The organism is Anaerobacillus sp. 63XJN7_5_ISO-PGPR-S23-430, assembly GCF_056173695.1.
The window spans coordinates 3,851,178-3,871,551 of sequence record NZ_CM149686.1 but is presented as its reverse complement, the minus strand read 5'-3'; the positions used below and the strand labels follow the sequence as shown (position 1 = coordinate 3,871,551).

General features: G+C 36.4%; 19 protein-coding genes. 16 read left to right on the top strand and 3 right to left on the bottom strand.

What is annotated here, in order from left to right; translation table 11 throughout:
* Positions 1-140: 140 nt before the first annotated feature.
* The 3 genes from AC0VYJ_RS19960 to AC0VYJ_RS19950 are packed head-to-tail and all read right to left on the bottom strand — an operon-like array spanning position 141 to position 4,262.
* Positions 141-950: a 4'-phosphopantetheinyl transferase superfamily protein gene (locus tag AC0VYJ_RS19960; RefSeq protein ID WP_475366038.1), complete on the bottom strand. Its 810-nt coding sequence runs from the start codon at positions 948-950 to the stop codon at positions 141-143.
* The gene (locus AC0VYJ_RS19955; RefSeq protein ID WP_475366037.1) at positions 947-2,308 is read right to left on the bottom strand and encodes a 2-oxo acid dehydrogenase subunit E2; all 1,362 of its coding nucleotides are present in this window, start codon (positions 2,306-2,308) and stop codon (positions 947-949) included. Before AC0VYJ_RS19955 ends, AC0VYJ_RS19960 begins: the two co-directional genes overlap by 4 nt.
* Positions 2,301-4,262, bottom strand: coding sequence for a dehydrogenase E1 component subunit alpha/beta (locus tag AC0VYJ_RS19950; RefSeq protein WP_475366036.1), 1,962 nt, complete (start codon positions 4,260-4,262; stop codon positions 2,301-2,303). Before AC0VYJ_RS19950 ends, AC0VYJ_RS19955 begins: the two co-directional genes overlap by 8 nt.
* A gap of 472 nt (positions 4,263-4,734) precedes the next feature.
* Here AC0VYJ_RS19950 and AC0VYJ_RS19945 point away from each other — a divergent pair, with 472 nt between their 5' ends.
* The 16 genes from AC0VYJ_RS19945 (at position 4,735) to AC0VYJ_RS19870 (ending at position 20,312) form a co-directional block, all read left to right on the top strand.
* Positions 4,735-5,481, top strand: a complete 747-nt coding sequence (locus AC0VYJ_RS19945; protein WP_475366035.1) for a YveK family protein — start codon at positions 4,735-4,737, stop codon at positions 5,479-5,481.
* A complete protein-coding gene (locus AC0VYJ_RS19940) occupies positions 5,465-6,163 on the top strand; it encodes a CpsD/CapB family tyrosine-protein kinase (protein ID WP_475366034.1) in 699 nt (232 codons plus the stop codon). The genes AC0VYJ_RS19945 and AC0VYJ_RS19940 overlap by 17 nt, the downstream gene beginning before the upstream one ends.
* A gap of 60 nt (positions 6,164-6,223) precedes the next feature.
* A complete protein-coding gene (locus AC0VYJ_RS19935) occupies positions 6,224-7,600 on the top strand; it encodes a sugar phosphate nucleotidyltransferase (RefSeq protein ID WP_475366033.1) in 1,377 nt (458 codons plus the stop codon).
* Positions 7,601-7,617: 17 nt separating this feature from the next.
* Entirely contained in the window at positions 7,618-8,499 is an 882-nt protein-coding gene (gene galU, locus AC0VYJ_RS19930) for a UTP--glucose-1-phosphate uridylyltransferase GalU (protein WP_475366032.1), read from the top strand.
* A 28-nt stretch (positions 8,500-8,527) separates the two neighbouring features.
* The gene (locus tag AC0VYJ_RS19925; protein ID WP_475367529.1) at positions 8,528-9,187 is read left to right on the top strand and encodes a sugar transferase; all 660 of its coding nucleotides are present in this window, start codon (positions 8,528-8,530) and stop codon (positions 9,185-9,187) included.
* Positions 9,188-9,198: 11 nt separating this feature from the next.
* Positions 9,199-10,671 (top strand): oligosaccharide flippase family protein, encoded by a 1,473-nt coding sequence (locus AC0VYJ_RS19920; protein ID WP_475366031.1) that lies wholly within the window; start codon positions 9,199-9,201, stop codon positions 10,669-10,671.
* Positions 10,672-10,708: 37 nt separating this feature from the next.
* Complete coding sequence (locus tag AC0VYJ_RS19915; protein ID WP_475366030.1) at positions 10,709-11,461, top strand: sugar phosphate nucleotidyltransferase; 753 nt, start codon at positions 10,709-10,711, stop codon at positions 11,459-11,461.
* A gap of 24 nt (positions 11,462-11,485) precedes the next feature.
* Positions 11,486-12,052: a dTDP-4-dehydrorhamnose 3,5-epimerase gene (gene rfbC, locus AC0VYJ_RS19910; RefSeq protein WP_475366029.1), complete on the top strand. Its 567-nt coding sequence runs from the start codon at positions 11,486-11,488 to the stop codon at positions 12,050-12,052.
* Positions 12,049-13,065 (top strand): dTDP-glucose 4,6-dehydratase, encoded by a 1,017-nt coding sequence (rfbB, locus tag AC0VYJ_RS19905; protein WP_475366028.1) that lies wholly within the window; start codon positions 12,049-12,051, stop codon positions 13,063-13,065. Before rfbC ends, rfbB begins: the two co-directional genes overlap by 4 nt.
* 57 nt (positions 13,066-13,122) lie before the next feature.
* Positions 13,123-14,037: a glycosyltransferase family 2 protein gene (locus tag AC0VYJ_RS19900; protein WP_475366027.1), complete on the top strand. Its 915-nt coding sequence runs from the start codon at positions 13,123-13,125 to the stop codon at positions 14,035-14,037.
* Positions 14,038-14,075: 38 nt separating this feature from the next.
* Positions 14,076-14,792: a CatB-related O-acetyltransferase gene (locus AC0VYJ_RS19895; protein WP_475366026.1), complete on the top strand. Its 717-nt coding sequence runs from the start codon at positions 14,076-14,078 to the stop codon at positions 14,790-14,792.
* Between the two features lie 64 nt (positions 14,793-14,856).
* Positions 14,857-15,192 carry a helix-turn-helix domain-containing protein gene (locus AC0VYJ_RS19890; protein ID WP_475366025.1) on the top strand — a complete coding sequence of 112 codons (336 nt, stop codon included), beginning with the start codon at positions 14,857-14,859 and terminating at the stop codon, positions 15,190-15,192.
* Between the two features lie 50 nt (positions 15,193-15,242).
* The gene (locus AC0VYJ_RS19885) at positions 15,243-16,742 is read left to right on the top strand and encodes a right-handed parallel beta-helix repeat-containing protein (RefSeq protein WP_475366024.1); all 1,500 of its coding nucleotides are present in this window, start codon (positions 15,243-15,245) and stop codon (positions 16,740-16,742) included.
* Positions 16,743-16,840: 98 nt separating this feature from the next.
* Entirely contained in the window at positions 16,841-17,968 is a 1,128-nt protein-coding gene (locus AC0VYJ_RS19880; RefSeq protein WP_475366023.1) for a glycosyltransferase family 4 protein, read from the top strand.
* Between the two features lie 16 nt (positions 17,969-17,984).
* Positions 17,985-18,854, top strand: a complete 870-nt coding sequence (gene rfbD / locus AC0VYJ_RS19875; protein ID WP_475366022.1) for a dTDP-4-dehydrorhamnose reductase — start codon at positions 17,985-17,987, stop codon at positions 18,852-18,854.
* Positions 18,855-18,866: 12 nt separating this feature from the next.
* A complete protein-coding gene (locus AC0VYJ_RS19870) occupies positions 18,867-20,312 on the top strand; it encodes an O-antigen ligase family protein (protein ID WP_475366021.1) in 1,446 nt (481 codons plus the stop codon).
* Positions 20,313-20,374: the final 62 nt, after the last annotated feature.

The following is a 20,374-nucleotide window of genomic DNA, read 5'->3' as shown; positions in this document are numbered from 1 at the left end:
ACTTCTTTGATTAGTTACCTGCTTCTTTTGTTTGTATAAGAAAGTGAATCAGCAGTCCTGGCCTGCTGATTCGAAAACCATATCCCTCTTATGTATTACTAAACAAAACAACCCACCGCAGTCTAACGGTGGGTTGAAATTTAAAACCACAATAATCCAATGGCAGCTCCTTCAATAATAACTAGGACTGAAATGGCACTAAGCAGTAGATTTTTTTTACTTAATTTACTTTTACTAGATATAGTTTCTTGACTATCATGCAACTCATTACGTGGTTTAGTAGCTTCAGTTTTTTGTGAATTCTTATTTGCTTCCGATTGTGGTTCATGAGACAAAATAGCACTAGCCACTGCAAATTCAGTCGTGTGCGACAAACTAATCGAGACACTTTTTAATTCCTCGCCTAGGATTCTAACATAAGGCTCCCCGTTTTCTTTATGACAAATCTCAATCTGATGATATGGTAAATCAATAAAAATACGACCACATTTCCTGATTGCTTCCTTAGCGCAAAACCTTGCTGCAAAGTGCTGTGGGGGATCTTCTTGTAACATGCAATAAGCCATTTCAGATGGAGTAAATAGTCTCTTAAAGCTACTGTCCCCTTGAACATCTACTGTTCCTCGAAACGACTCTACCATTTCAATGTCAATTCCAGAAGAAATGTTCTTTGTATTGTTAACATGGTTAGTTGCCGAAAAAAGTTCTTCCTCTTTACTTACTGAAGTTTTTGGGGTTTTATCAAGTAGTACGAGAAGTTCCCCAACTGTTTCCGCTCTTTTTAGTTCACTTGTCGGTAATTTTATCCCGACCTGCTTTTCAAGACCAGCAACGAATCTCTCGAATAAAAGTGAGTTCAGTTTAATAGGTGTTTCCTTATTTACAGACGCTAGGGGGACTTCCTTGAAATCTGCGATATATGTCATGATTTCTTCCTTTTTTGTATTCATAGCCACCCCTCCAAACAAAGTCTGCAAATCAATTCATCTTCGCCACGAGCATTCACCATTTTTAAAAGGACACGATTCCCCTCAATGAGTTCATTCATCGATTTATAACATTTGCTACAGCAAGGGACTGCTTCTTTTAAAATGGTATTTTTATTTTGTTTTGCTAGATCCGTATATTTATTCAAACGTTCTTTTAACTTTAAAAGAAACTCTCCAGCTGTTTTCCCCTCTGTAACACGGTGATCGAAAGTTAGGGTTAGGGAAAGTGTTTCAATACCATTATCTCCAGCGTACCCCATGCCAAGAATAGCCGATTGATTTTTACTGATTAGCGGAATAAACCACGGAATTTCCAGGTTAGTTAGATCTGAAATATTAAAGGTAGCACTTGTTAGTGAATCGATCGTTAATGTGTTTGAGAGATAAGCCTCATAATGAAGCTCGATATTTTTCATGATATGGTTAACGGTCAACGTATCCGCTGTTTTAATAGCAGGAACTTTTAGACCATGTTCACCATCCATTGCAATACCTACATGAATGTTCTCATGGTAGACAATTCCTTGATCTGTAAACATGGCATTGAAAACCTTATATTCTTTGAGTAAAGCGGCTACTTCGTATGCTGTAATAGCCAGAAGTGTTACAGGGGTATCTAATGTACGCAAGTAGTCTTTCACACCGGATATTTGAACAAATTGTGTTAACACACTAGGTAGAGAGGGATGATGTCCTTCGCTTAGGACTTTAATTTCTTCTTTCTTTCGCCTTGGAACTTTAACAGCACTTGGATAGCTGATTTCTAATTTTAGTGGCTGATTTGTAGCGAGCGACATTTCTGATTTGGAAACGGCATGGTCATTATTCCGCAAAGCTTTCCTTTTAGACGGTGGAAGATGGGCTGGTCTTATCGTGTTAAGGCTTGTTCTAGATGATTGAACTTCGCCGAGGTGTTCTAAAACATCCTTACTCTTTATAAGAGATCTACCAACAAAAACAGCTTGATCAATTTGTCTATCTTTCATAAGTAAAAGAGCTGCCTTTGAGAAACGAGGAAGTTCACCAGCGTCTTGTAATCTATTGTTAAGTGGTAAAGAATCATTGATGAGACTAGTTTTTTCGACGTATTCGTCCTCACCAATTCGTGCGATCAACTTCCCCACTTCAATTTCTCCTGGTTCAATCAATCCTTGTATGATTCCAGTTTCAGGGCACGTCACTTCTTCCGTCGTTTTAGAGGTTTCAACTTCACATATCGCTTGTCCTTTCGTAAGGTAGTCGCCATTTGAAACAAGCCAGGTTGTTAGGGTAACCGTGTCGTCGTTGACATTGATGGCAGGCATTTTTATTTCAGGCATGTGTAATGACCTCCGTTACAGCTTTTACAATATCAGCATGATCAGGTAATGCGAGTGATTCAAGCGGCCGAGAGGATGGGATCGGAACTTTTGCAGGACCAACTCGTCTTGATCGCCATTTTGTTCCGTTTAATTTCTCGTGTATTTGTGAAATAAGCTCGCTACCAAATCCACAGAAGATCTGCCCTTCTTCCACGACAATGAGATGATTTGTTTTCTTAACTGACTCAATAAAGGGTTGTATATTTAAAGGGTGTAATTGAGTAGGGGTGATGATTTCGCACAAGATCTCGTGTTCATCAAATAATATTTCAACTGCTTTCTCAGCTTCTTCGAGCATTTCACCATACGCGACGATAGTAACATCGGCTATTTCATTTGAGGGGCTAATTTTAAGCATGGGATAATGACAATCACTTTCTTCGATCGTAAAGCCTTTTATTGGTGGAGCTACTTTTTTAGAATAGAGAACTTTGTATTCAAATAGTAGTGTAGGTTTGTTTGTAAGTGTTAATTTTTCATATACGTTCTCAATTGCTGAGCGCTGGTGGATCGCAATCGCTTCAACGTGTGGAATGCCAAGAAAATGTTTTTCAAGGCTCTGGCTGTGGGTTGGCCCGTATCCACGCTTCCCGCCCATTGGCGTTCTAATGACGATTGGTACTGTTACTTTGTCATTGAACATGTAAGGGAATTTAGCAGCATGGTTAATGATTTGATCAAAGGTTAAACTCATAAAGTCACCGAACATGATCTCAGTGAACGGTCTCATTCCTCTCAACGCAAGACCATTCCCAATACCAACAATCGCCTGCTCGGAGATGGGCATATTTAAGATACGATCCGGATGCTGGTCTGACAGCCCTTTTGTTACCTTGAAAGCACCACCATAAGGTGAGCGAATGTCTTCACCAATATGAATGAGGGTAGAATCGTTCTTTAAAGTTTCCTGGAATGAATCCCTGATGCGCTCGGCTATTCGCTTATTATTTCCTTCATCATGCCAGGCTTTCCATTTTACAACAGGTGTTTCTACTCTTTCTTCTTTTAAGGAAGCAGGATATGAGTCACTTTCGGATTGATTAATTGCCTTCTGAATGCGTTCCCTTGCTCTAATGATACTTTCAGATACCCAATCCTCTTCAGATGAATATAGCTGACTCAATATATCCTGTGCACGGTACGTTTCAATTTCTTCAGGATTACGATCGTCATCTCCTTTTGAGTGGGCCATTAATCTGTATGTATCAACAATGCATATTTCAGGGCCCAACCCGTTTCGAATCCGTTCGGAAGCTTCCTGAACAGTTTGCATAAGTTCTTCCAGGTTCCATGTCGATGTGTGAGTATAACGTATACCAAAAGCTTCGGCCCGGCCATTAATGGTTCCAGCGAGTGTTTCCTGCTGCGATGTTGATTGGGAATAGCGGTTGTTCTCAACAATGAGAAGGAGGGGGAGTTGGTGTTTGGATGCAATGTTCAGACTCTCGTAAACGGCCCCTTCTCCTAACGTACCATCTCCTAAGAATACAGCGCCGATTGCGTTTTGACCTTTCAGTTTCTCTGCCAACGCCATTCCTGCAGCGACTGGAATAGTGCCTCCCTGTATCCCATTGGAGTAAAAGCCATCCTTACAAAGGTGCTGACTGCCGCCTCTACCTCCACAGACGCCTGTTTCTTTACCCATAATTTCGCTGATCAGTCCCTCAACGTCATCTGTCCATGCAAGATAGTGTCCGTGGCCACGGTGGTTTGAGAAAACAAAATCATCTTTTTGAAAAGCTCTTGCAACTGCTATGCCAGTGAACTCTTGTCCAATACATGTGTGGACAGTTCCGTAGAGTTTACCTTGAGAAAAGAGGTCAAGCAACGCTTGCTCCGTTTCTCTTATTAAAATTCCGGTTTGGATAATTGTTTTGTGATCAATTAGAGACGAACTTTTGACGATAGTCATTTAACACCCTCCTATAGTGGAATTATACCGTTCTTTTTAAAGAAGAAAATTTCATTCGTTTCTAATAAATGATTTATATATTTTAATATTGTATACTATTAAGAACGTTTTGTCCTCTTTTATTGGTGGATTAACTTATATAACGAACAAATGTATTATGTTTCAATAAATGAATAGAATGTGAAAACGACCGCTTTTGAGAAGAGGCTATTAAATATTAGGCTATGTTAATGAGTGTTGTTGATTTTGGTTCCTCACAAAACCACCTTTCACTCGATTGAGCCGACAATTGAAATATAAACAATATAAGCTAACACAGTTAAATGTGGAGTCAGATTACCTTACGATAAGTTTTAAATAAAGGAACTTATCCACTTGTGTTCTTTATAAAAAACGTTATAATATGATTAATAGCTTTTTAAAGAACGTTAGAGGTAAAAAATTACATAAATAAGTGAAATTGGAGGGTGTTATGGAAGAAACAATTAATCTAAAAGAAGTATTAGGTGTTTTAAAGAAAAGGTTAATTATGATTATTGCTTTGGTAGTTTTATCTGCTCTTACAAGTGCTGCTATTTCTTTCTATTATTTAACCCCAGTTTATGAAGCCTCCACTCAAATTCTTGTGCACCAATCAAATGAGGATACAGTCCTTGATGGTAATCAGGTACAAACAGACCTAGACCTGATTAATACGTATAACGTAATTATTAAAAGTCCACTAATTTTAAATCAAGTGATAGAATCAATGAAATTGGATCTAACGGCACAAGAATTGAATAGTCAAATTGAAGTTGCTAATGCGGAAGAGTCGCAAGTAGTAGAAATTTTCGTAGTAGATGATAATCGAAATAAAGCAATCGCAATTGCGGACAATATCGTAAAAGTTTTTCAGAATGAGATCAATGAAATTATGAATGTAAATAATGTTAGCGTCTTATCCAGCGCAAAAGAAAGTACTAGCTTGAATCCTATTAGTCCTAACCCTGTTATGAATATAGGGATTGCATTAGTACTTGGCTTAGCTCTATCAGTTGTACTTTCCTTCTTTCTAGAATATATGGATAGCTCCATTAAAACTGACAAAGAAATTGAAGAGATCCTCGGCGTTCCTACACTTGGTATCATCAGTTATACTAGCCCCAAAAAGCTTATGCAAACGCAGAATAAAGTATCTAAAAATAAAGTAGGAGGTAAGACCATTGAGTCACAGAATTGATCATACGACGTTGATAAGTCGTGCACTTGGAAGAGTTTCTTTTCATAACAAACATTTGCCTATTTCTGAAGGGTTTCGTACGTTAAGAACAAACATTCAGTTTTCAACGGGAAGAAAGAAAGTTAAGTCCATCGTTGTTACTTCTTCTCAATCAGGAGATGGTAAAACGACGACAGCATCTAATCTTGCCATTGTAATGGCACAGCAGGGAAAGAAGATATTATTGGTAGATGCAGATATGAGAAAACCGAGCCTTCATATGATATACCATTTACAAAATCGCATTGGTTTATCTAATATCCTCTCAGGACAAAGCAAATTGGAAAAATGCGTTCGTAAAACAGATATTCAGAGGTTAGATCTCTTAACAAGTGGACCTATACCGCCTAATCCTTCTGAATTATTAGGATTTGAAGAGATGGAATATTTAATAGAAGATGCCAAGCAACGATATGATTTAGTTATCTTTGATACGCCCCCTTTACTAGTGGTATCAGATGCACAAATTCTTTTAAATTTATGTGAAGGGTCTCTATTAGTTTTGAAAAGCGGTAATACAAGTAAACATGATGCCAGAAAGTCGAAAGTTCTTATGGAAAATGCAGAAGCAAAATTTCTTGGTGTTTCATTGAATCAAAATAAAGAAAAGAAAAACAAGAATAGCTACTACTATACAAATTAACTGTGCGATCAAGTATTCCGCTATCGTTCTTTAATAAGAACTACGAAAGGAGAGGAAGTTATGAAAGTAATTTTACTTTCTGGTGGATCTGGTAGAAGACTTTGGCCACTTTCAAATGATTCAAGATCTAAACAATTTTTGAAGGTACTATCTGATGAACACGGAGAGAAGCAATCCATGGCACAAAGGGTTTGGTCGCAATTAGAAAGAGCGAAATTATCTTCCTCGACAGTTATAGCTACTAGTAAAACGCAGGTTGAAATGCTTCAAAAGCAATTGACGAGCAAGATCCCTCTAGTGGTTGAGCCTGAAAGAAGAGATACGTTTCCTGCAATAGCACTTGCCGCCACTTATTTGTATTCAGTGCAAGGAGTAAAACTAGATGAAGTCGTAACAGTCCTACCGGTAGATCCATACGTAGAGGATGAGTTTTTCACGACTATTAAGCAGTTGGAGAATGTTATAACAACAACACCTGCTGATCTAGCTTTGATAGGAGCCAAACCGACGCATCCATCAGAAAAGTATGGCTACATGATACCTTCAGATGAACCAATTAGTGGATTTATAAAGGTGAAAAAGTTTATTGAGAAGCCGAAAGAAAAACTAGCGGAAACTATTATTGAAAATAACGGATTATGGAATTGTGGCGTTTTTGCATTTAAATTAAACTTCGTGATTTCCTACTTACAGAAAGCAGGATTTCCAATTCAGTATGATGAGTTAGTTAAACAATACGATATCCTTCCTAAAAATAGCTTTGATTATGAAGTAGTAGAAAGAACGAGTAACATCATTGCTATACCTTATCATGGCTACTGGAAAGATCTTGGTACATGGAATACGTTAACTGAAGAGATGTTAACGAAACAAATTGGATTAGGAAAAATATGTGATGTTTCTTTAAATACCCATATCGTGAATGAACTAGAGATTCCTATAGTTGTATTAGGAATACCAGATGCAGTGATCGCAGCAAGTCCAGATGGAATACTCGTTTCAAATAAAGATGCTAGTCCAGGCATTAAAAAACAGTTAGATGACTTTAAGGAAAACTCAAGATTTGAAGAACGTCTTTGGGGTTTCTGGAAAGAATTAGATCGTTCGTATACTGCAAATGATGCGGAGGTTGTTACAAGAAAAACAGTAATTAAATCCGGGGCTCATCTTAAATATCAGTTTAATCCCAATATAGATATTGTTTTGACACTAACAAATGGTCAAGGGCAATTTGTTAAGAATGAGAAAGTTCACTATGTTCAAAGTGGAGCTGTCCTTCAAATTTCAGCTAACACTCCTTATGCTCTGAAAGCTTTAACTGATTTGGAAATGATTGAGGTGCGAAGAGGTAAGGTGTCTTCTGGAGAAGGTTCGATTTGCTTAATGGAAAGCTGGAGTGAGATCGAAGAATTATATGCGCCAATAAATAATGTTTAATTGAAGGAGGGACTAAAATGAAGAAAGTAACGAAAGCCATCATTCCAGCTGCTGGATTAGGGACTCGTTTTCTACCAGCAACGAAAGCCATGCCAAAAGAAATGCTTCCTATTGTTGATAAACCAACAATTCAATACATTGTAGAAGAAGCAATTGCTTCAGGTATTGAGGATATCATTATCGTAACAGGTAAAGGAAAACGAGCAATTGAGGATCATTTTGATCATGCTTTTGAACTTGAGCAGAATTTATTTCAGAAGGGAAAGTTCGAATTGTTGGAGAAAGTTCAACACTCCTCCAAAGTGGATTTACACTACATCCGTCAAAAAGAGCCTAAAGGCCTTGGTCATGCAGTATGGTGCGCAAGGAAATTTATTGGAAATGAACCATTTGCCGTCTTACTAGGCGATGATATTGTTCAATCAGAGAGACCTTGTTTGAAACAGTTAATTGATGAGTACTATGAAACAGGTACGTCTGTTATAGGTGTAAAAACAGTAACTGATGAAGAAACTCGCAGGTACGGTATTATTGAACCGTTCACTATTAAGAACGGAAGGGGTTGTGAAGTAAAGAGTTTAGTTGAGAAGCCACAAAACAATCCGCCGTCAAATTTGGCTATTATGGGCAGATATATTTTAACTCCTGAAGTGTTTACCTTTCTTGAGAAACAAGAAAGTGGCGCAGGAGGTGAGATTCAGCTAACCGATGCGATTCAAGGTTTAACACAAAGTCAGAAGGTTCATTCATACGAATTTGAAGGGGAGCGATTTGATGTGGGTGAAAAAGAGGGCTTTATTATTACAACAATTGAATTAGCTCTCAAAGACCGTGACTTGCGGTATAACATTATGTCAGCCATGGAGAGTATTCTGGCAAGGGAAAAATCCGTTAAGTAAAGGAGGGCTTTTTTTGCAGGACAGCAAAATACAGGATCATCGTAAGGAGTTCGATCTATCTACAATACAGCCTGCAGGTGGAAGAAATTATTTAACCTACAAACGGTTGTTGGATATCGTCCTTGCAACAATAGGATTAATGGTTTTATCACTGTTATTTATCATTATTGCTGTCTTGATTAAACTGGAGGATCCTAGAGGAAATGTTTTATTCAAACAAATCCGGATCGGAAAGGACGGAACTAAATTTCATATGTATAAGTTCCGTTCAATGGTTTCTAATGCTGAGGAATTATTAGATGAACTTCTTGATCAAAATGAAGCCAGTGGTGCTCTGTTTAAAATGAAACAGGATCCGCGCATCACAAGAATTGGAAGATTTATTCGTAAGACGAGTATTGATGAACTACCTCAACTCTGGAATGTACTAAAAGGTGAAATGAGTCTTGTTGGACCTAGACCCCCACTTGAAAGAGAAGTAGCCGCTTATTCAGAAAGAGACCTTGTGAGACTGATCGTAACACCAGGTTGTACCGGTTTGTGGCAATTAAATGGAAGAAGCAGCCTTGGTTTTGAAGAAATGGTTACTCTGGATCTACAGTATATTCAAAGCAGATCACTCATGGTAGATCTGAAAATTATTTGCAAAACCTTTTTGGTATTCTTTCGGTCTGATCACGCTTATTAGGGAGTGCAAGTATGCTTAAAGATTCCATTCTTCTATCAAGCTATCGAATGGCGAAATCGCTAGTTGCTTTATTTATTATGATGATTCTTGCAAGAATTCTAACCATTAATGAAATGGGGGTTTATCAACAGATCCTACTTATTTCAATCATGGTTGGTGCATTGGTTCCATTTGAAATGCAAACCACTTTCACTTATTTTTACAACAAAACTAATGATGCATTAGAAAAATCTCGCGTGCTATCTAATACATTTATTACTTTATTAGGACTAGGGTTACTGACATTACTTTCATTTATTATTATTTTTCATAATGGTTTCTTTTTTAGTGATAGTTACCTTAGAAAGTATTCGTTTTGGTTAGGGTTATGGTGTTTTGCAACGATTTTAGGTAGTTATCTGGAGAACCTCTATGTTTCCAGCAAAAGGGTAAAGGTTTTTAGTATCTTTACACTTTTATACTATTTGGTCTATTTATTAACAGTCGTTTATGTAGCTTATATCAGTCACAACCTTTATTGGATCGTTGTTACGATCGGGGTTATGGAAATCGTTCGTGTAATTCTTCTACATGCCATCTATCTATTATTAGAAAAAATCATTTTCTCCTTTGATTTAGCCATTATTAAACGGCAGTTTCACTATACATTATCTGTTGGTTCAGTTACGGCACTTGATGTAATCATGCAATCAACAGACAAAGTGATAGTTAGTTTATTCTTTGCAGTTGAAACATTTGCCGTCTTCTCAATTGCTGCAAAAGAAGTTCCATTCATGGCGATTATTACAGTCTCTGTTATTACTGCAATGCTTCCAAGGTTAAGCGGAATATATAACGTTGATCATAATCGGGAAGGTGCATTGAAGCTTTGGTCTTCGACTAGTCGTTCTCTTGCAGTGATAATCTTTCCTCTGTTCTGGATTCTACTCTATTATAATAAGCAGTTTATTGAAATGATCTATTCAGACATTTACCTTGGGGCTTCACTTATTTTCGTTGTATATCTACTTAAGTTTCCATTAAGATTTACAGTCTTCTATACGTTACTTCAGATTTCAGGAAATCAAAAACTTCTGTTGCAGAACACGGTAATCACTGTTGTTCTGAATATCGTCTTAAGCTTTGCGTTTCTTTACTTTTTTGGTTACCTGGGGGTGGCAGCAGCAACCGTATTGGCAGCTTATATGGGGGTTTACCTTCAACAAAGGGATGTTTCAAGAATCTTCAACATTAAACAAAGAGACTTGCTTCCATATAAACAAATTTTTATTACGTTTGTAAACTCAGGTTTGATTGGACTATGTATCTTTTTTTTAACGATGGCATTACCGATGCACCGATATGTCGCATTTATAGTTGGCGCTATGCTGATCATGATTATTTCTTTATTACTATCGGCAATGCGTAAAGAAATTGATTTATCACGTTTTTACTCAAAATCCAAGAGGCTCAAGTTACTTGTGGAAAGAGGAGAAAAAGCGTGAAAATGAAAGGTTTAAAATCTATTAATGAGGTGATGAGATGAAAGGAATTATTCTTGCTGGGGGAACTGGTTCAAGACTCTATCCTTTGACAAAGGTAACCAATAAGCACTTATTACCCGTGGGTAAGTATCCAATGATCTATCATTCAATCTATAAGCTGAAAGAAGCAAATATTGATGACATTCTTATTGTTACCGGAAGGGACCATATGGGAGATGTTGTAAACCTTCTAGGGAGTGGTCATGAGTTCGATGTCAACTTCACTTATAAAGTTCAGGACAATGCTGGTGGAATTGCAGAAGCTCTTGGACTTGCAAAATCGTTTGTTGCAAATGAAAAAATGGTTGTAATTCTTGGTGATAATATTTTTTCTGAAGATATTTCTGGCTTCGCAAAAAACTATGATCATCAGGGTGGAGGGGCGAAGATTCTCATTAAAGAAGTGGCTGATCCTAAGCGTTTTGGAGTACCAGAACTTCTAAATAACCACATTCTTTCTATTGAAGAGAAGCCAGTAACGCCTAAATCAAATTATGCTGTTACTGGAATCTACATGTATGACTCTTATGTTTTTGATATTATCGAAGGTCTTACTCCTTCTGAAAGAGGAGAACTAGAAATTACAGATGTTAACAATGCTTATATTCATAAAGGTAATTTAACGTTTGATATTTTGACGGGTGAATGGACGGATGCAGGTACTCATAAATCATATGCACTGGCTAATCAGCTAACTGCAGAGGTGGATTTTAGTAGGTTGTTTGAAAAAGAAGCTATGTTAATGAAATAAAGATATTTTCTTGGGGGTGGGAGCATGAAAGTAATTGATACTAAATTAGATGGCGTGAAAATAATTGAGCCAAAAGTTATAGGAGATCATCGAGGCTACTTTATGGAGAGTTATAATTTAGAGCGCTTTAAGGAGCATGGAATTAATCATACATTTATTCAGGATAATCATTCACTTTCTAAAGAAATTGGAGTGTTGAGAGGGCTTCATTATCAAGATTCTCCTTATGCTCAAACAAAACTAGTGAGAGTGTTATCTGGAGTGATTTATGACGTTGCTATGGATCTGAGAGAAGGGTCAAGAACTTATGGAGAGTGGACGAGTGTAATATTGAGTGAAGAAAATCATCGACAGTTTCTAATTCCAAAAGGTTTCGCACATGGATTCTGCACACTTGTACCAAATACACAGGTGCTCTATAAAGTAGATAACGCTTATTCTCCACAACATGACAAGGGAGTACTATGGAATGATCCAGACCTGTCTATTGATTGGCCATCTCTAACTCCAATACTTTCGTCAAAGGATTCAGATTTACCTCGATTAAAAGAGATTAAGGCACCTATATTTCAGGGGGGGGCATTAAAGTGAAAATACTCATAACTGGTGGAGCGGGGTTTATTGGAAGCAATTTCATACATTATATTCATAATAAATATCCAACTTATGAAATCGTGAACGTAGATTTCTTAACCTATGCTGGTAATCTAGAAAACTTAAAATCCGTTGAAGATAGCAGCCGGTATGCATTTATCCATGGTGATATAAGTGATTGCGATTCGATGAAACCTGTTTTCACCAATCATACATTTGATAGAGTAATAAATTTTGCAGCTGAGTCTCACGTTGATAGAAGCATTAGTCAACCTGATTGCTTTGTAAAGGCAAACGTTGTTGGAACACAAACTCTTCTAGATCTTGCTAAAGAATATCAAGTTCCGAAATTTATACAAGTATCCACTGATGAAGTGTATGGTTCTCTTGGAAAGTCAGGTTTTTTCACAGAAGAAACGCCCTTAGCCCCCAATAGTCCTTATTCTGCTTCGAAAGCAGCGTCTGATCTACTTGTCTACTCTTATTATAAGACGTATGAGATGGATGTGAATATTACTAGATGCTCAAATAATTACGGTCCATACCAATTTCCAGAAAAACTAATTCCGTTGATGATCACTAATGTACTAGAAGAGAAAAAACTTCCGGTTTATGGTGATGGCAAGAATATAAGAGACTGGTTGCATGTAAAAGATCATTGCTCTGCTATTGATCTTGTCATGCATCAAGGCGTAGCTGGAGAAATTTACAATATCGGAGGTAATAATGAACGAGAAAACCTTGAATTAATCCAAAAGATTGTATGCACTTTAGAGGCATCTTCGGACCTTATTGAGTATATCGAAGATCGACCAGGTCATGATCGTCGCTATGCGATTGATGCGCATAAAATCTCAACAGAACTAGGGTGGAAACCGACCTATACATTTGATGTAGGATTAGAAGAAACGATTGATTGGTATCTCTCAAACAAAGAGTGGTGGAAACGTATCAAGTCAGGAGATTACGCTACGTATTATCAAAATCATTATCAAATGGAGATGAGGTAATGAAGGCGATAAACCAATTGATACCGATTGCTAGAAGGAAAATTGTGAGGGGATCATATGAATGAAACGCCTGCAGTAAGCATTATCATCGTCAACTATAACAATGCAAAAGATACAATTAGTTGTCTAGAGTCATTGAAAAAAATGACCTATTCAAACTATGAAGTAGTAGTTGTTGATAATTGTTCTACAGAGGTAAAAGAGCTCACTAATTATATGGCCAACCAACGATTCAAGCTACTCCAGCTTAACGAAAATATTGGTTTTGCTGGAGGAAATAATGCTGGGATTCGGTTCTCTCAGGAAAAGTTTAAGGAACTTGACTATGTCTTGCTACTAAATAACGACACGATTGTAGAATCGGATTTCCTTCAACCTCTAGTTAATGAATGTGAAAAGGATTCTGAAGTAGGGGCATGCTGTTCTCATATTAATTATTATGATCGTCCAGATGATACTTGGTATAGCGGCGGTGGAATTAGGTGGATCATTGGTACTCCTTTTCATAGAACAGAGAAGAGAAAAATGATTCAGGCAAGAGATGAGGATTTTCTAACTGGGTGTGTCTTGTTAGTTCCTATTCATATTATTCAAGCTGTAGGTTATTTACCTGAAGATTATTTTCTTTATTTCGAGGATGTAGCGTATAGTCTCGAACTTAAAAAAGCAGGATATCGCCTTCGCTATGTTCCTGGTTCGCTAGTTTACCATAAAGTACAGGCAACGACCGGATATCGTTCTCCATTATCAAATTACTATGGTACACGTAACAACTTATTGTTTATGTCCAGGTATGCAAAGAGACATGTGTATTTTTGCTTCTTACTCTATTTCTTAATGAAAAATATCGTGAAATATACAGTTTACTATATAAAAGGTAGAGAATTCATAGGAATAAGAAAGGCTATTATCCAAGCATTTCAAGACTTCTTTAGAAGAGATATTGGAAGACGAGTTCAGAGGACGGGATAGTTTAAAGCTATAATAATCGAATGAAATGGGGAAAAGGTATGAAATATATTAAGAAATTCATTCCATATTTCGCTAAAAACTGGGTGAAACAATTTTTATTTCGATCCCGTCATTCGTCTGTCTATATTGGGCATGGAGTCGAAATCGATCCCTCTACTAGTAAAATGGGAATAAATTGTGGCATCAACGATTATTCAAGGGTATCGCATACAACGATAGGAAACTACACATACGCATCAAGGAATTGTAACATCATGAACAGCCGCATAGGTTCATTCTGTTCTATTGGTCCAGGCTGTCAGATGGGGCTTGGTTCACACCCTGCCCATTTTGTGAGTACTTCCCCTATCTTTTATTCAACATTTGGTCAACTAAATAATGAAACTTGGGTGGATAAGGATTACTATGAAGATTTTCAACAAGTGACGATAGAAGATAATGTTTGGCTTGGGGCAAATGTAACTGTGTTAGATGGTGTAACAATTGGAGAAGGTGCTATTTGTGCTGCGAGTTCCCTTGTTACCAAGGATGTTCCACCTTATGCAATCGTAGCCGGGGTTCCAGCTAAGATAATTCAGTATCGCTTTGAAGCAGATATTATTAATAAACTATTGAGTCTTTCTTTATTCTCTCGTGATGAAGAATGGTTAAAAAAACATTTAACGGGCGCAGTGCAACCTGAAGAATTATTAAACCGTAGTGAAATCCATGACTTGTTAAAAACAAATGAACAGAAATATGAAGTGTACAGCTGAATCTTGTGAAGAAATCTAGTTGACTGAGTTGTGGTTAATAAAAGTAGAGGGGGAAACCTCCCAAATGATAGGTGAGAACGTTCGAGAAATCAGAAGAAAAAAAGGCATCTCTATGACAGAACTAGCTGAACGATCGTTAGTATCCAAATCTTATCTAAGCAATATTGAAAGAAATTTAAAGACTAACCCAACAATAGATATTTTGCTTCGAGTTAGTCAAGTACTTGATGTTGAGTTATATGATCTACTAGATGATAATCCACCAGCTACAGGATTTGATCACAGATGGTCACAAATTGTGGATTTAGCAAAGGAAGAAGGAATAGATAGTCATCACATAAGTGATTATAAGATGCTTTTTGATTTTATTAAGTGGCATCGTCAGCAAAGTGTTGAATAATGAAACGTAATTTACAGCTTTCCGAAACCCTAATGAGTAGGGTGTTCCTAGTGTTCATACTATTACTACTCATCTTTATCAGATTTACCTTATCTGATGGTATGATGAAGGAAGATATTGAAATTCAAATGCTAGTGGATCAGAAGTATGAAGAAGGGGGAGGAGTGGTCGAACTGCCCCCAGGTACAATTCTTGTTGAGAAAACTATTATTCTAAAAACTGGGGTGCACCTTAAGGGTGATGATACTGGCAAGACTACTCTTAAGTATAAAATAAATGATAATCATTCTTTAAATGATATGAAAATATTAGAAGCTGAATCAGGCTCTAGCAATATTAAAATAAGCCAAATAACATTTGATGGTAATAAACAACATCGAAAAAAATTTATTGATGACCCAAATGCCCATACGATCAGCTTACCCTTTACCCATAATTTTGAAATCACAAATAATACTATCATCAATTCAGCGGGAGCTTCCATAGTTCTTTATAATTCTGAAAATGGTGTTGTTAAAAACAATACGATTAAAAATAGTGGCTCAAACGGTATACTCGGTTTACAAGCGACTAGAAATATAAAAGTAATTGATAATATAGTTGAAAATATAGATTTCCAAAATGGAATTTACTTTAGTTATCAGGACGGAAAAGCCAGCGAGAATATACTAATAGAAGGAAATACTGTTAAGAACGCAGGGGACTTTGGTATAGAGGTGGGTCACAATGTTAAATCTGGGGATGAACCACATCAGGGTATTGAGATAAGAAAGAATAAGGTAATAGACTCACAAAATGCTGGCATAGCTTTTCGTACAGTAAGTAACGGTATAATTGAAAACAATTATGTTGAGGGGTACGGAGAAAATGGTGGATACGGGGCAGACGGTTTATTCATTGAAGGTGGATTTAATAAAGCTTTTAATATCAAGGTATTAAAAAATGTGGTCGTTCAGAAATATGACAGTGGAGATGCAAACGGCATCTATGTTACAGGTATAGATGGAATTACGATACAAGGAAATAATGTTCAAAAAAGCAGAGGGCGAGGTTTGTTTGTACAAGCATCTAAAATAGGAGAAACAACGAAGGATTTTCCTAACGGATTACGAGAATATCAGAGAGTAAATATAATTGATAATACTTTTTCGAAGAATAAGATCGATGGCATTCACTTACAGGGAACAGCTTCTACAGATAATGTAATCAAACATAATATAGTTAGTGAGAATAATGGAATTGGAATACTGATAGCAAATTTACACATTAGCACTGGTTTGCTAATTGAAAACAATGAAGTTACAAATAACAGTAAAATCGGAATAGAAGTATATCAACAGAAGGATTTTCAAATATTAGATAATACATTGACTAATAATGCAGTAAATAAATTTGATGAAATTGATTATTCAATAAGAGTTGTTAGTACTACAGATGGGCTTCTTAAAGGTAATGAGATTAATAATAAGAGTAAGGACCAGTTACTAACAGATCATATAATCATTGAGAGTTCCTCAAATGTTCTTATGGAAACTAAAAAATCAAATTAAATTGTTCTCAACAAAGAATTTATGTAGTGTTATATTGAACGAAAAGTTATTTAGTGTTACAATCGTTCTATATAAAGAACGAAGAAGGCGGTGTTATAGTGAAAGTTTTACATGTGGTTAGGCAATTCAAACCATCGATTGGTGGAATGGAGAACTTCGTCGATAGTCTTACAATTCATCTTAAAAAACTGGGGATTGAATCAGATATACTAACGCTAGATAAAGAATTTTCTACAGGCGACAGACTGCCTGCTTTCTCTTGTGAGAACGGCATAAAGATAATGAGAATTCCTTACGTTGGTTCAAGAAAGTATCCCGTCGCTCTTTCTTCCATCACCTATCTGTCTGAATATGATCTCATTCATATACATGCAGTAGACTTTTTTATTGATTACTTCGCTATACTTAAAGCATTTCATAAAAAACCGATCGTCCTCTCGACACATGGGGGTTTTTTTCATACAAAGACCCTTGCGCAATTCAAAAAAATTTATTTCCAAACAGTAACTCGTTTTAGTTTACAGCAGGCAAATCGAATTGTAGCTTGTAGCAATAATGATTACGATTTGTTCTATCCCATTGGAAAGCGAAAAGTACAATTAATTGAAAATGGAATTGATTTTGAAACTTTTCATAGCGTGGCTGATAGTGAAAAGAAGAAAAATAAATTTGTTTTTATAGGAAGATTTTCAAATAATAAAAGAATTGATAAGTTACTTAGGTTGTTTGCTCTTTTGAAAGAGAGCCAGCCGGATATTTCACTAAGTATCGTTGGAAAAGATTATGATCACTTAAAAAATACATTTCATAAACTGATTAAAGACTACCAACTAGAGAGGCACGTTACAATTAAAGAAGCGTTGTCTAAAGAAGAACTATTAAAAGAAGTAGGAGCATCAGAGTATTTCATTTCAGCTTCAGAATATGAAGGATTTGGAATGTCTACTTTGGAAGCGATGTCGGCTGGAGCGATTCCAATTCTGAATAATATACCATCCTTTAGTAAAATGATTGAAGAGGCTCAGAATGGCTATTTAATGGATTTTAATGATATTTCCTCCGTTATTGATAAAGTGACTGACATAATCTGTTCTACAAATCAAGATAAACAACTTTTGAAAATGGCGGCTATTGATACGGCAAGAAAGTATTCCTGGATGTCGGTTGTAGGTCAGTTTGAAAAAGTATATTCCGATACGATTAAGAAAAAAGTTGTTCACATATAGGATGGGCGGTGCTGAAATGAGTAAGGTAGCGATTACAGGTGCGAATGGACAACTTGGCCAAGAATTAGTTAGGTGTTTTAAAGGACTAAATTATACTATCTATCCTCTAGGGAAAGAAGATTTAGATATTACTAACCATGACCAGGTAGATAGAATTATTCAAAAGATTCAACCTGACATCATTATTCATTGTGCTGCTTTTACAAACGTTGATCAGTCTGAGCGATATACGGATCAAGCGTTTCTAGTAAATGGTATTGGTACTCGTAATATTGCTGTGGCTTCAAATAAGGTAGATGCGAAACTAGTTTATTTAAGTACAAATTATGTATTTGACGGAAAGAAGTCGGGACCATACTCTGAGTATGATTCTCCCAATCCAGCTGGAATATATGGTAAATCTAAGTTGGCTGGAGAGCAATATGTAAGAGATTTAAGTTCAAAATTTTTTATAGTGAGAACTTCTTGGTTATTTGGTGGGAGCGGAAAGAATTTTGTAACAACAATGCAGGAGCTTGCTAAAAAAAGAGAGCGTCTATCAGTAGTAGATGACCAAATTGGGAACCCAACCTACACAATTGATCTTGCAAGACAAATTATTAACTTAATTAGCACAGAGAAATATGGTATTTACCACGTTTCGAATAGTGGCCTATGTAGCTGGTATGAATTAGCTAAAGAAATTTTTGAAAGATCTAACATATCTATAGATGTGTCGGCCGTTACAACAGAAGATTATAATGCACCTGCTCCTCGACCGAAGAATTCAGCTATGGAGCCACTTAACTTAAGGCTTAATGATTTCAACGCAATGAGAAACTGGAAGGAAGCACTACAGGACTATATTGAGGAACTTGATCGGAATGCACTTTGGAAAGTTAATTAGGTAGGGATGTATATGAATCAAATTCAACTATCACTAAAAGAGAATCATTTACCTCTTATGCTGATTATTTTATTCCTAGCGTTCGTAACGGGAGTGTTGTCTACAGTTAGCCTTATGGAAATGGTACTGCTGAGTATCCCCATACTAATTGTGCTGTGCTATCCTATTTCCATTGAAAAGCTGTTTTTAGCAGTAGCTTTAGTGATTTTTATAGATATATCTTTTATTTCAATACAAGGGTCTTACATTAGAATCTATCAATTATTACTAATGGTAATCTGTGTGAAACTTTTCATAGAATATTTTTTGGAACAAAGAAAGTTATGGAAGGTGCCACTTTTTTTTCTCATAAATCTTTGGGTTTTGAGTTATTTCTTAAGCTATTCTCATGTGCTAAGTATGAAAGATTTTTGGATAACAGTTGTAGGGCAACTTTTTCTAAATGTTTTTTTCTTTATCTCAGTGCAGTGCATTCGTGAGAAGGGTTTGAGTTTTTTTTATAAAACTTTAAAATTCACTATTTTATCAGGGTTTATTGTGGTCGTAGTTGGTATCTTGCAATGGATTGGTTTTTTTATGGGGATTCACATTGGAATTAGTCACTATGATGCTATAGGAATACCAAGACCTTCGTCCTTCGCATACGAACCAGATTGGTATGGTTTGTTTGCAGGATATACATCTATTTGGTTTCTTGTACTGTTCATTAGAAGAGATTCTAGTTTGTTCAGTGAAAAGTTTGTACAAATTGGCTTAGCTGCAAGTTTCATGGGTTTATTTATTAGTATGGCAAGAGCAAGCATTCTTGCCTTCATTTTAACAACTCTCATTTTACTGGTAATTACATGGAACGTTCGAATTATTAAGATTGCTGCTTCTTCCACAGTGTTTTTATTACTCTTGCTCGTTGTTTTATTTATCGTAGATAGTGAAATTGTTATGAAAGTTTATAATCGTTTCAACCCTACCACATCTGTCACAACAGACAGGGGAGCTGCTGACAGTAGATTGGGATCAATCGAGTTAATGTTAGACTACATTCCTAAGCACCCGATTGTAGGTAATGGGAGCGGTGGAATGGCACTACTTTCAGAGTTAGAAGAAAACAGAAACAAATATGCTGGTGGTGGAGATCTAAACACAGGAAAGGGAAATGCGAACATTTTCTTATCGGTGCTATTTGATACTGGAATAGTAGGATTAACTATTTTTATCACTATCTTATTGCGTATTAGTTGGATGCTTAAAAATACATTTAACAAAAATAATTACATTTCATTAGGCTTAATGGGCTGTTGTATCCTTTTGCTAGTAAATTTCAACTTTAACAATGGTTTTCGTATGGGATTTGTGTGGTTTCATCTTGCTTTGATTACATCGTACTATCTACTTAAGAGAAAACGGGACGATGAAGTTAAGGAAACTGCAAATAATGATGAACTTTATCGTTCGTTATAAAGAAAGGTTTGTAACGAACGATATTAAATGATGGATACGACTGATGGAAAGGGTGCCTGGTA

What these genes read in the sequence shown, in the direction of transcription:
- AC0VYJ_RS19960 (WP_475366038.1), bottom strand. Translation starts at nt 950, where the DNA reads ATGAATACAAAAAAGGAAGAAATCATGACATATATCGCAGATTTCAAG.
- AC0VYJ_RS19955 (WP_475366037.1), bottom strand. Translation starts at nt 2,308, where the DNA reads ATGCCTGAAATAAAAATGCCTGCCATCAATGTCAACGACGACACGGTT.
- AC0VYJ_RS19950 (WP_475366036.1), bottom strand. Translation starts at nt 4,262, where the DNA reads ATGACTATCGTCAAAAGTTCGTCTCTAATTGATCACAAAACAATTATC.
- AC0VYJ_RS19945 (WP_475366035.1), top strand. Translation starts at nt 4,735, where the DNA reads ATGGAAGAAACAATTAATCTAAAAGAAGTATTAGGTGTTTTAAAGAAA.
- AC0VYJ_RS19935 (WP_475366033.1), top strand. Translation starts at nt 6,224, where the DNA reads ATGAAAGTAATTTTACTTTCTGGTGGATCTGGTAGAAGACTTTGGCCA.
- galU (WP_475366032.1), top strand. Translation starts at nt 7,618, where the DNA reads ATGAAGAAAGTAACGAAAGCCATCATTCCAGCTGCTGGATTAGGGACT.
- AC0VYJ_RS19920 (WP_475366031.1), top strand. Translation starts at nt 9,199, where the DNA reads ATGCTTAAAGATTCCATTCTTCTATCAAGCTATCGAATGGCGAAATCG.
- AC0VYJ_RS19915 (WP_475366030.1), top strand. Translation starts at nt 10,709, where the DNA reads ATGAAAGGAATTATTCTTGCTGGGGGAACTGGTTCAAGACTCTATCCT.
- rfbC (WP_475366029.1), top strand. Translation starts at nt 11,486, where the DNA reads ATGAAAGTAATTGATACTAAATTAGATGGCGTGAAAATAATTGAGCCA.
- AC0VYJ_RS19900 (WP_475366027.1), top strand. Translation starts at nt 13,123, where the DNA reads ATGAATGAAACGCCTGCAGTAAGCATTATCATCGTCAACTATAACAAT.
- AC0VYJ_RS19895 (WP_475366026.1), top strand. Translation starts at nt 14,076, where the DNA reads ATGAAATATATTAAGAAATTCATTCCATATTTCGCTAAAAACTGGGTG.
- AC0VYJ_RS19890 (WP_475366025.1), top strand. Translation starts at nt 14,857, where the DNA reads ATGATAGGTGAGAACGTTCGAGAAATCAGAAGAAAAAAAGGCATCTCT.
- rfbD (WP_475366022.1), top strand. Translation starts at nt 17,985, where the DNA reads ATGAGTAAGGTAGCGATTACAGGTGCGAATGGACAACTTGGCCAAGAA.
- AC0VYJ_RS19870 (WP_475366021.1), top strand. Translation starts at nt 18,867, where the DNA reads ATGAATCAAATTCAACTATCACTAAAAGAGAATCATTTACCTCTTATG.